Source organism: Pleionea sp. WD8-19 (assembly GCF_055326765.1).
Window position 1 is genome coordinate 226631 of record NZ_JBUZOU010000007.1, and the last position, 12609, is coordinate 239239.

Consider the following 12609-nt stretch of genomic DNA (forward strand, 5'->3'; position numbering starts at 1 on the left):
TGACTTAACCCAACTCGAGATTAAGACTCAACAAATGAAGAAATTTAATCATTTATCGGCAAAATGTCACTTACCCACTATTTGTTGAAACATAAAAAAAGCCCCGATTATCGGGGCTTTTTAAGTCAGCTTGGCAAATCAGCGATTACATCATACCGCCCATTCCGCCCATGCCGCCCATGCCGCCCATATCAGGCGCTGCAGGAGCATCTTTTTTCGGCAGTTCAGCAACCATGGCTTCAGTGGTGATCATAAGACCTGCAACCGATGCCGCATTTTGCAATGCTGTACGAGTGACCTTGGTTGGATCGAGGATACCCAAGTCAATCATATCGCCATACTCGCCAGTAGCCGCGTTATAACCAAAGTTACCTTCACCTTGCGCCACTTTATCAAGAATGACTGAAGCTTCATCACCGGCATTATTCGCAATTTGACGAAGTGGCGAGTTCATTGCGCGCAGAGCAATTTGAATACCTGCATTTTGATCTTCGTTATCACCTGTCAGGTTTGCAATTTTTGCTGCTGCACGAACCAAAGCAACACCACCACCCGGTACAACGCCTTCTTCAACCGCTGCACGAGTAGCATGCAATGCATCTTCAACGCGTGCTTTTTTCTCTTTCATTTCAACTTCGGTAGCAGCACCAACTTTAATGACAGCAACACCACCCGCTAATTTAGCGACACGCTCTTGCAGTTTTTCACGATCGTAATCAGAAGACGTTTCTTCGATTTGCTTACGGATCTGGCTCACACGACCTTCAATAGAAGCTGCATCACCGGCACCGTCAACAATGGTTGTATTTTCTTTGGTGATCGATACTTTTTTCGCAGTACCCAAGTCATCCAAAGTCGCACCTTCAAGAGACAAGCCAACTTCTTCAGAAATCACAGTACCACCGGTTAGTACGGCAATGTCTTCCAACATGGCTTTACGACGATCACCAAATCCAGGCGCTTTAACCGCAGCCACTTTAACGATACCACGCATGTTGTTTACTACCAGAGTTGCTAAGGCTTCGCCTTCAACATCTTCAGCAATGATCAACAAAGGTTTACCCGCTTTAGCAACATTTTCCAGTACTGGAAGCATATCGCGGATGTTAGAGATTTTTTTATCGAACAATAAAATGTATGGGCTCTCTAACTCAACCGACATACTGTCTTGATCGTTGATGAAGTAAGGAGACAAGTAGCCGCGATCAAACTGCATACCTTCAACTACGTCCAGTTCATTGTCGAGTCCGGAGCCTTCTTCAACAGTGATAACACCTTCTTTACCGACTTTTTCCATGGCTTTAGCAATGATGTCACCGATATCGTTGTCAGAGTTAGCCGAAATGGTTCCTACTTGAGCGATGGCTTTGTTATCGGCACAAGGTGCAGAAAGGCTTTTTAACTCTTCAACTGCTGCACGAACCGCTTTGTCGATACCGCGTTTCAGGTCCATTGGGTTCATACCCGCTGCAACAGACTTTAAACCTTCGTTTAAAATGGATTGCGCTAAAACGGTTGCCGTAGTCGTACCGTCACCAGCAACGTCAGACGTTTGCGACGCCACTTCTTTAACCATTTGTGCGCCCATATTTTCGAACTTGTCATCCAGCTCGATTTCTTTAGCAACAGACACACCGTCTTTAGTGACAGTTGGTGCACCAAAAGCTTTATCCAGTACAACGTTACGACCTTTAGGCCCCAGTGTGGTTTTTACGGCGTTGGCCAGAATATTCACACCCGCTACCATTCTTGAGCGAGCGTCATCTCCGAAAAGAACTTCTTTTGCAGACATTCTCAAATCCTCTTTCAGTTAATTCGTATTCAGTGTGAAAACCGGGGGAAATTACTCAATTACCGCCATGATGTCGTCTTCACGCATAACTAACAGCTCTTCGCCGTCAACTTTTACTTCAGTACCAGCAAACTTGCCAAACAACACTTTGTCGCCTGCTTTCACGCCAAGCGCTCGTACTTCACCGTTGTCTAATGGTTTGCCATTTCCAACTGCAATGACCTCACCTCGACTCGGTTTTTCTTTCGCGTTGTCCGGTATTACGATTCCGCCAGCAGAAGTTGTTTCTTCTTCAAGACGGCGAACAATCACTCGATCATGTAATGGACGAATGCTCATAGGGTCATCTCCCTTAAATAGATTGGTTGATAAAAAGATTACAATTTGTGAATGGCGCTTAATATGGGGATTAAATTTTAGCACTCAACCCCTGAGAGTGCTAAAAATTAAAAATATTTTATCGATTGAGCCAATATTTCCCCGGGAACATCAATCTTTATCGGTATATTCGCCTTCAAAGGTACGACCGGAATGGCGTGTTGACGAATGCTTTTCCTGATGACGGTAGACACTGTGCGTTGCGTAATAATTGATTTTGCTTTTAAACCGTCGCTTTATGATAGTTAGTACTAACTTTCGAGTAAATGGTGTTAAACACAATAAACCAATGCCGTCGGTAATCAAGCCTGGCGTGATCATTAAAGCGCCCGCCAATAAAATAACAACGCCTTCCAGCAATTCGCCAGAAGGCATTTCGCCCTGTGAAAGACGCACTTCAACACTGCGCCAGGTACGCATGCCCTGATATTTAAACAGGGTGTAACCCACCATTGCTGTGCAAATGATCAATGCCAATGTTGGCATCACACCCCAGGCAGCGCCGACCTGAAGTAAAATCATCAGTTCGGTAAAAGGAATTACAATAAAAAGCACTGGCAACCATGACATAGAAACACTAACCTTTGATATTGGTATAAAAATTTGAAGCATATTCGTTTAACATGTTGTAACTCAATAAGAAAGCTCGAGAGTTTTTATTGAGCAACACTTTCTTATCTTAACACGAACAGGTCAGTACACAGTTTTATGAATAGTTCGCTTGCCAACCCTAACAGCGCCGATTTCAAAAAGATTATTTGCCGCCGGGTTCCCATTAAGTTGCAGCAGTTTGCGCGACTGCTATCGGACTTAACCACCACCGACATAGACGCTTTACGCGTAAAAGCCATGGAAAGCCAGATCCGCAAAACTCGTGAAATCTGCGAAGAATATGGCGTTGAATCGACGGCTTCATTGCTGGCTCATATCCAATCGCAACTGAAATTAGACTCTGAAGCCTTAAGTTCACAAATTCCACTGATCAAACGATTCATTCAACGTTTGGAAAGCCATGCCGAGCGCTTGAAACTGGGACAGATCAATACAGGCTCTCAACAAGCAGTCAAGCAGGCACGTGAAGAAGCCGCACAAGAATCTGAGATACAACCCGTAGAACCGAAACCAAAACTAACGGATGACGAGTCTCCCGCCGCTGAGTTTAGTGAACCCGAACCGATTAAACCCGATGACGAACATCAAGTGATCGACATCAGCAGCGATCATGCAACGCCTATCGAAGACGAGCCAACTCCTCTGCAAGAGATCCCATCACCGGCTTATGAGTTCAAGCACAGTGTTATCGATGACAGCGCAGCTGCCCCCACTTTGTTAGAACAGGTCAGTGAGCTAACCATTTATTGGTGTATCACCGATCAACGTCGTCATTTTCAGGTCAGAGATCAGATGCAAGACTTTGGTTATACTGTTGAACCCTCCGATCTTGAACAAGCGCTAGCTCAAGCCGCTGGTGATTCGCAAAAAGTGGTGATTGCTTGTCTGGATGAAATTGACGAAGAGGCTATCGATAATCAAACCGCTCACCTCATCGTCTTGTCAGAACACGACACCCTTGAAAACCGACTGAAAGGTATTCGTGCCGGCTCAACGCTGTTTTTTGCCCATCCTGTCGATACGGTAAAAGTCATGGAATACCTTGATACGCTTGAGCATAAATCATCGGCTAAACCTTACCGAGTTGCAGTAATGGAAGACTCGAAAGCTCAAGCCAAATTTAATGATAAAGTACTTACCGGTGCCGGATTCGAAACTCGAATCATCATCGATCCAATGGAATTACTAAACGGTTTGAGTAATTTTGACGCCGAAGTGATTTTTATGGATATGCAAATGCCTGGTTGCAACGGAATTGAACTCACTCGAGTGTTGCGACAAATCGAACGTTTCTCCACCGTTCCTATTGTGTTTTTATCAGCGGAAGAAAATCAAGAAAAACAACGAGAGGCCATGACCTCGGGTGGCACCGCTTTCATCGAAAAGCCGGTAAAGAAAGAACAATTATTGTTTAATGCCGAATTGTACGCTCGACGCACTCGGAGTTTGCAACCTCACTTAGCGCACGACTTTCATACCGGCCTGAATTCATCAGCATTATTGAAAGAGCAGTTAATCATAGAAGCCGAGCGCGCAATGCGTCAAAACGACTCCATGTACTTGGCACTGATCGAAATCAATCAGCTGGTTGAGCTCAATCAAAAACACGGCTACGCCTTTGGAGAAAGAGCGCTGCAACAACTGGCCCGGCTATTGCGGCAAAGGTTACGCAAAACCGACTGCATTGGCTTTTTCGACAATCAGCGTATTGGGGTTATTTTGAACCATTGTAACGACCACGAAGCAGAAAAAGTGATGAGTTACCTGACCCAAACCTTTGCCAGCACCCCCATTGCCTTTGAAAGCGAACACATTAGTGTGAACTTATCCGTCGGGCTGTCACGACTGGCACAGGACTTCGACGTACAGCGCCTTGTTAAGCGCTCAGAAGCGGCGTTAACTGAGGCTCGGAATAATCCGCAGTCTCACCTCATTTGGGCCGACGAAGCCTATACATACCGCTAATAGGATGGACTTTTCGTCCATTAGTCTGCCAAATATGTCAATCAGTACACAAAAGCCCAAGAGCTTCCTGTTTGCGGGCGGTAAACAGGTTACTATAATGCAACGTTTAATCGTCAGGCATTGACCATGCTCATCCACTCGAACAACAGCTGCATCGTGCTAACTACTGCGCCTGATAACGAGAGTGCGCGTCAATTAGCTGAAAATTTAGTGCAACAAAAGCTTGCCGCCTGCGTCAATCGGATAACTGGCATCGAATCTTGCTACATGTGGCAGGGGGAGCTGCAAAATGATAGCGAAGTGCAACTTATTGTTAAGACCCAGCGTAATAAACTGGACCAACTGGAAGCTTTTATTTCGCAACATCACCCCTACGATGTACCCGAATTTTTGGTATTAACCGTCGATTCAGGCAGTCAAGGCTATCTGAGTTGGCTTCAACACACTTTGGCATAATATGAAAAAGTCTCTGACACTCTTTTCTCTTTTATTACTTTGCTCGATTTCGTTCGCTCAACAGTCGGTCGATTTAAACAAACTATTTGGCCAAAGCGATGAGTTTCTGGATGTGGATGATGCTTTTGTGTTGTCCGTTGATGTTTTCGACGACGAACTGATCGCCAATTGGAAAATCGCGCCCGGTTATTATCTGTACCAACACCGATTAAAAGCCCGCTTTAAAGGAGCAAGCTTGGGCGATGTGTTTCTGCCAGAAGGCAAACACAAGGTCGATGAATATTTTGGCGAAGTGCAAACGTACACCAAGCGGTTGCAACTAGGATTGCCCTACCAAACAACTGAGTCAAATATGACGATAGAACTGGAGTTTCAAGGTTGTGCTGAAGCAGGGCTTTGTTATCCACCTACCAGTCGATTTTTTTCGATAGATCGAGCCAATAAATCCGCCACACCGATCGATGAAAGCTTATATTCGGAAAATGCCTCAACACAAGTGAGTGAGTGGTCAGCACCACCACTTAAGTCGAACTTTGCATCGGCCGATCCCATACAGTCTCCAGAATCCAATCAAGTCACGCAAACATCTGCGCAAAAAGAAGTATTTGTCTCGGAAAAAGATCGGATCATAAACTCTTTGAATGACTCTTCTGTATTGATCGGTTTTTTCTCATTAATCGTTCTTGGTATTGGACTGGCTTTTACCCCCTGCGTATTTCCGATGATGCCAATAATTTCCAGCATTATTGCAGGCCAAGGAAAAGACATTACCACATCAAAAGCGTTCTTCTTGTCGCTAACGTACACCCAAGCCATGGCATTACCTTATGTGATTATTGGCTTTATTGTCGCTGGCGTCGGTGCCAGTGCAACCGCAACTTTGCAATCGGCTCCTTTTGTTGTCGGTGCTGCCGTAGTTTTTCTACTGCTTTCTCTAGGTATGTTTGGTTTTTATGAAATTCAATTACCGGCCAGTTTACAAAATAAACTCAATAACGTCAGTCAAAAGCAACAAAGCGGTACCTATATTGGTGCGGCGATTATGGGGGTCATATCCGGTGCCGTGGTTTCGCCTTGCGTAACCATTCCATTGATTGCAGTACTGACTTGGATCAGTCAGGTTGGCGATGCGTTTGTTGGTGCGATTTACCTTTACGGTTTAGCCGTAGGCATGGGTATTCCATTGATATTAATTGGTGTTGGCGGAGGGCAATTAATGCCACGTGCCGGCGACTGGATGAACGCAGTGAAAGCGGTATTTGGTGTATTAATGATTGCCGTTGCGCTCTACATTACCAAACATTTAATTCCTGGCCCGATCAATTTATTACTTTGGGGAACACTGGCAATTGTTTGTGCGGTTTATATGGGCGCGCTCCGCGCCGTAGAAAACGGCTGGCCCAACTTATGGAAAGGCGTCGGTGTTGTATTGTTGGTGTATGGCATTACATTACTGATTGGTGCGGCACAAGGAAACAGTTCCTTGATCAAACCTTTGGCGGTCGCTAGCCATTCGATTAATCAAGCAACGCAACCCTCAGCCGCCGAAAAAACGTATGTGGATCACGCTGGATTTATCAAGATTAAATCCACTGACGATCTTGATCGTTATCTGACACAAGCTAAAACGGAAGGCAAAACGGTCATGTTGGATTTCTTTGCCGAATATTGCGCTGCATGTTACGAATTTGCCGAACTCACTTTTCCAGCGCCCGAAGTTCAACAGGCGTTAAGCAACACCATTTTACTGCAAGCCGATGTCACCGCCGGAGACGAAGCGGATAAAGCGTTGATGAACCGCTTTAAAATTTTTGGTTTACCTTCCATATTATTTTTCGATAAAGAAGGCAATGAAATCACTTCGCTACGCGCAGAAGGTTTTGAAGACGCTGAAACTTTTGCGCTACGAGTTGATGCAGCCATAGGTGAATAAGGTGAACAATACATCGAAATAAAGATGAATTCCTTTAATGCGGAAACAGTCGCTCAAATAATTGACGCGTAGACTCACTCATTATTATGTTTTCCAATAATCCCTGTTGATAGGGCCGTTGTAACTTTTTCGCGTAATTTTCAGCAGCTTGCTGGCTATTTTGAGCCAAAAGCGTATCAATAAGAAATAAACCCACTTCAAGAGTTGATCGATTTTCCAGTGTATTCACTTTTAACATGCCTTCAAACGACTGTTGGAAATACTGCTGAGCTTTGTTCAGTTGCTTCTTCTGAAAATAGATATAGCCAATCGAGCGCATACTATCGAGTGTATAAAAGTTTTCCAAACCAAAAATTTGCTTTTGAATGTCGAGATTTTGCAGATACACTTGCAACGCTTTTTCGTTATCCCCGCTGTATGCATACATCGTTGCTAAATTGTTTCGCGTGTGCGATGTTTCGGGGCTAAGTTCGCCCAGAATACGGCCTCTCACACTCAACAACCGCTCCATATCCTGTAACGCGCTTTGAGCCATTGCTTTGTCACTCACTTCTTCGGCTAGAAAAAATTTATGAATCGAAACATTATTAAGCAAACTCAATGTTTCTGGATGAGATTCACCTAACGATGCTTCAGCGATTGATAAATTTTCAGTAAACATGTTGAGCGCTTTTTCTGCATCATTCATTCCGGCGTAAACTTCACCCACTTCAGTATGAAACTGAATAACCTCTAAAGAGTCTCTCGGTTTGATTTGCGACATTAATGCATAGGCTTGCTCAAGATTAGACAGCGCCTGTTCGCGTTGCCCTAAACCGTTGCGTGAACGGCCAATAGTAAATAGCAATTGTGCTTTCACTTCCTTTTCACTGTTGTCCAGCGTCGAGAGCTTTTGCTCCGCATCGTCCAGTAATTCAATCACTTTGACTTGAGCACCCTGTTTTCGTGGATCCACCGATGCAAACACATCGGAAATAAAATCGTTAATAGCAATACTTTTTTTCAACTCCTGCTTCGCTCTCACCAAGGCCCGTTGTTCGTTTTTGTATGATAACAAGCTGACAATGGTTGAAATCACCAGCGTAAACGCAACTACACTGGTTGCCACGATAGGCCATCGGTTTCGCAACAGAAACTTTTGCAGTCGATAGGACCGACTTGCTGGCATTGCTAAAAGTGGCCTATCGTTTTGCCACCGCTCGATGTCTTCAATGAATGCCGCGACCGAAGGATAACGCTGCTCAATACTTGGCGAAGTCGCTTTAGCCACCAGCGCTTCCATTTCACGATTAAATATTTTGATTAACCGAGTAACGCTTTGGCGTCGATTCTGAGCAATTTCCTGTTGATTTTGACTTTGCAGTAATAACGTTTTAATGGTGGTGAGAGGCTGTTTTTTAACTTTGGTAAACTCATCGAACGACATGTTGTTATGTTGAAAAGGTAAAACACCGGCAAGCAACTCACACAATAAAATACCGAGTGAGTAAATGTCACTGCGGGTATCCGCACTCACGTCATGTTCCAACTGCTCCGGACTCATATACGCTGGAGTACCCATCATGGCACAGGTTTCATCCATGGTGACTGACGGCGTATTTTGTTCACGCAATTTTTCGGTTAATCCGGATTGTCCGGAAATGCCAAAATCAATAACTTTCGGTTCTGCGCCCCCGTTTATAGTGGCAATCAAAATATTGTGCGGTTTTAAATCACGATGAATGATCCCTTTTTGGTGCGCGTAAGCAACCGCATTAGCAATTTTGATAAATAATTGCAATCGGTGCTCCGTGGTCAGCTTTTGTTGATCGGCGTAACTGATCAGATCCACCCCATCGATCAGCTCCATAATGATATAGGCATGCCCATCAACCGTTGTTCCGGCATCATAAATGTGCGCAATATTAGGATGTTGCAATTGCGCCAGTATATTGCGCTCGTAGTGTTGGCGGTTGAGTACATCGGAGGTTTGCGGTTGCTTTGATATTTTTACAGCGACCGTATGTTCAAAGGCGGCATCCACACGCTTGCCGCGAAACACAATGCCCATACCTCCCTCACCGATAATATCGGTGATCTGGTAAGCACCTATTTGGTCACCAACGGACAATTGAAGTTGAGAATTTAACAGTTGATGGGCGTTGTTCAAAACCAGCGTTCGCAAACCGGAACCGTTAGTCGACGACAATTCGGCTTTTAGCATTTTTTCGACTTCAAGTTTTAATTCATCGCGTAAGTCCAGTTGTTGCAATTGCGTAAACCATTGTTCGGGCTCTTGCTTTACCAATTCGGCAAACGTCGATTTAATCAGATTCCAGTCGCTTTCATTCATTGTTGTTTTCGTGATATTAAGAAATTTCTTGGCAAGAAATACGCATTCGCGGCAACTAAAAATTCTCGCTCTAATGTTGACTTTTCAACCAAGCCTGAGCAACGCGAACTTCCCGTTCCACTGTCGCCAACGAATAACCGGTTACATCGGCAACTTCTCTTTGCGTTAAACCTCCGAATAGCGACAACTCTAACATTACCGCAGCACGCTCATCAAAACCCGACAGTTTACTCAATAAATCGTCGAGCACGATCAAATCTTCCAATGCGTTGGCATTGGGTAAACTTTCTTCGATAAAAGTAACCGCATCCTTTTCCATTTTACGTTTTAACGAGTTTTTACTTTTCGCATGATCCACTAATATGCGACGCATGGTGTGCGAAGCCACCGACATAAAATGTTTTTTATCGCGCCAATCCACTTTTATATCGGCCAATCTTAAAAACACTTCGTTCACCAATGCGGTAGCCTGCAAAGTATGCGCATCATTTTCACGACGCATATACTGCCCAGCGAGTCGACGTAACTCATTAACCAATAATTTATCCAACTCAAATTTGGCCGACTCTTTTCCCAGTCGCCAATCGGTCAGTGCCTGCGTCACCAGGGCGGAAACATCTATCATAATTCGGTCTTTATTATTTTGAATGACTTAAGTTTAGCGCTTTATGCTGATGCACAGTATTTCCATTTTCCATATCGAATGTTTTTTCATCAATTATTCGAATATTTTCCAGTACGGATCACCAAATATTAAATCTTCGAGATATTTTCTTAAAAAATATAATTTATTTGAGGGAAAAACGTCGCCGTTTTCGCTTAATCCAATGAACGCTGAATCATCAGCCCGACGCAACTTATCATCAAGGAGATAATCATGTTCACCAAACCCTCTCATCGCAAACTGGCAACATTGGGTTTACTGTCACTGAGTTTAGGTGCGACTTCATTGTCCGCTGCACAAGCTTATCAGTTAACCTCGCCCGCACTGCAAGACGCCATGACCGATACTTTGCTAGCCGTTTCCAGCAAGCAGCTCGATAAAAACGGAGACATCATTCGTTATCAGCTCGACAGTTTTAAAGTGGATATAACCTGTCACGCTGGCTGGCTGGATATATCCGATCAGTACTCTACCGGTAATCAATATTATCAATGTGAGGGTGCGATTCAATTGGCGCCGATTGCTGGTGACGCTACCGGCATCATCGCCGGAACTTTCGACAGCTATCAAATCATTGTTTCCGACAATGGTCAGTTTTTCGGTGAGCTACGACAAATTCCCAATTTGAGTTTTGGTGGCATCAGCTGGCTCAGCGATAACATGAGCGGCAGTCGCATTGCGTTTGCCGTTGCAAAAGGCGCCATTCTTAATGATTACGCCGATATTTCGGTTGGCTTACCCGACAATCGCTTAATGGCGTTTTTTGATCTCACTTACACCGACGGTGGCGAAATGGCGTTAACCGATTCCATTTCGGCTTCTTACAGTAACAACTCTGCAAGCTTGAAATTTGTACTCGATTGGAGCGATCCATTGTATTACTTCGAAACCGATCTCTTCACCAAAGGTCCTTTCGATGCCAGCCCGGTACAACTCACGGCGCAAGGGTTGTCTTACCACGGCCGCTTGGGTTTCGAAGCTGATTATCCATTATGGAACGGCAGCCGATGGCAAGGAGCCGAATGGAACAGCAATCACTGGCAAATGAGCGATAACTTCGACAACGAAAAGTTCACACAAGACGGGCATCTGGTCGTGGGCGGTGTTATTAAATTTCAACCGTACCCAATATCCGTTGATGGTATGTTCAACGTCGACTTTGATCAAAACGATGATGGCTACGGTGGCGATCAGGATATTTTGCAAAGCATTGGCAACAAGTTGACTGAAATAGCCAGTGATACGCAATTTGCAGGCAACGGTACATTGCAATTGGACTTGGGATCTTATGCTGGCATTGAGTTTTCTATGGACTTAGGCAAAGGCTCGATTAATTTTAACAGCGCGAAAAAATCCTTTTCTTACTGGGCCGAAAGCATCGATGTTTTCAGTGGCGGAGTCGGGAATTGGATCACCAAGTTGCTCGATGGGATTCGTTCTCCGGAGGTCAATGTATACGGCCATATTGATATCGACAATGACAAGATATCCAGTTTCGACAGCTACTTTAGAGCCGACTTGTCGCACAACGGTTACATCCTGAAAGGCTCGCAATCACTCAATTACAACACTTCGGGTGTATCCGATGGATTGAATATGGATGGACGCTTTGGCTACAAAGGTTCGGATATCGGTTTTGAACTGGTCGCTAACAGTCAGTCTTGCCGTACTACTATCGATACCGGAACCACGGTGAATGTTGGCGGACATAATCTGGGTAATCTTTCCATCGACTTATGTAAAGCCGTTGACAGTTTACTGGTGCCCATTTCCGGTATCGTTAATATTGCAAACAACACCGTACACGTTGTGGGTAACACAACGGCGACTGCAGTCAATACATTGAGCTCATCAGCGAACCAAGCGATTCAGCTCACAAATGGAAAAGTTGAACAAGCAACTGTAGAGTTAACGGAAGCTGGCATAAAAGTTAAAAATGCGGTTGCCAAATTTGGCAAAAAAGCGAAATCGTTCGCCATGGGTACTCTGAATTATTCATCAGCGAGTCAGTTTGCACAAAAATTCAGTCGTTACTTTAACAAGAATGGATTAACTACCGGAAGCGTTCCCATAGGAGGTGGTAAATTCATTGCCTGGCAAACGTTTGAAATTTATGGTGATGGCAAATACCGTGGACAAGTAAATGGAAACAATGTGTCCTCTCAACATGAAACACCGCTTAAAGTAAAATACTGTGCAAAAGTCAAAGTCCCTGGCCTCGGCGGAAAAAAAACGTGCAAAACAGATAGCATCGGCACGTTAAAAGGCAACCTTGACCTGAATGGATGCTTTAACACCCCGAAACTCAGTAAATCATTAAAGATATTAAAGGTAAAAGTAAACTTTAATATCCCGTCCAAAAAGCTGTGTATGTTTTAAATGTTAAAGCTAATGGAAAAGACTTCCCAGTGAATGTCTTTTCCATTCTCCTTGCAAGTCTTCAACAAGAACAATAAATAGTTTTTACCAGCTCATTA

Annotated in this window: 9 protein-coding genes; 4 read left to right on the top strand and 5 right to left on the bottom strand. The window is 44.3% G+C overall.

Annotated features, from left to right (window positions below):
• Positions 1–145: 145 nt before the first annotated feature.
• The 3 genes from groL to ACTUJY_RS11025 all read right to left on the bottom strand — a co-directional run bounded on the left by groL (position 146) and on the right by ACTUJY_RS11025 (position 2740).
• Positions 146–1792, bottom strand: a complete 1647-nt coding sequence (groL, locus tag ACTUJY_RS11015; RefSeq protein ID WP_463616138.1) for a chaperonin GroEL — start codon at positions 1790–1792, stop codon at positions 146–148.
• 51 nt (positions 1793–1843) lie between these two features.
• Positions 1844–2131, bottom strand: a complete 288-nt coding sequence (gene groES, locus ACTUJY_RS11020) for a co-chaperone GroES (protein WP_463616139.1) — start codon at positions 2129–2131, stop codon at positions 1844–1846.
• 150 nt (positions 2132–2281) lie between these two features.
• Positions 2282–2740: an FxsA family protein gene (locus tag ACTUJY_RS11025; protein WP_463616140.1), complete on the bottom strand. Its 459-nt coding sequence runs from the start codon at positions 2738–2740 to the stop codon at positions 2282–2284.
• A 138-nt stretch (positions 2741–2878) separates the two neighbouring features.
• On the opposite strand from ACTUJY_RS11025, the gene ACTUJY_RS11030 reads away from it, so the two are divergent.
• From ACTUJY_RS11030 to dsbD, 3 genes are all read left to right on the top strand, one after another.
• Positions 2879–4747, top strand: coding sequence for a diguanylate cyclase domain-containing protein (locus ACTUJY_RS11030; protein ID WP_463616141.1), 1869 nt, complete (start codon positions 2879–2881; stop codon positions 4745–4747).
• Between the two features lie 156 nt (positions 4748–4903).
• Positions 4904–5203, top strand: a complete 300-nt coding sequence (cutA, locus tag ACTUJY_RS11035; protein WP_463616142.1) for a divalent-cation tolerance protein CutA — start codon at positions 4904–4906, stop codon at positions 5201–5203.
• Position 5204: 1 nt separating this feature from the next.
• A complete protein-coding gene (gene dsbD, locus ACTUJY_RS11040; RefSeq protein WP_463616143.1) occupies positions 5205–7136 on the top strand; it encodes a protein-disulfide reductase DsbD in 1932 nt (643 codons plus the stop codon).
• A gap of 34 nt (positions 7137–7170) precedes the next feature.
• Here dsbD and ACTUJY_RS11045 read toward each other — a convergent pair whose 3' ends face one another.
• Both ACTUJY_RS11045 and ACTUJY_RS11050 read right to left on the bottom strand, forming a co-directional pair.
• Entirely contained in the window at positions 7171–9468 is a 2298-nt protein-coding gene (locus ACTUJY_RS11045) for a protein kinase domain-containing protein (RefSeq protein ID WP_463616144.1), read from the bottom strand.
• 70 nt (positions 9469–9538) lie between these two features.
• Complete coding sequence (locus ACTUJY_RS11050) at positions 9539–10093, bottom strand: ECF-type sigma factor (RefSeq protein ID WP_463616145.1); 555 nt, start codon at positions 10091–10093, stop codon at positions 9539–9541.
• A gap of 252 nt (positions 10094–10345) precedes the next feature.
• On the opposite strand from ACTUJY_RS11050, the gene ACTUJY_RS11055 reads away from it, so the two are divergent.
• Positions 10346–12511, top strand: a complete 2166-nt coding sequence (locus tag ACTUJY_RS11055; protein ID WP_463616146.1) for a hypothetical protein — start codon at positions 10346–10348, stop codon at positions 12509–12511.
• Positions 12512–12609 lie beyond the last annotated feature (98 nt).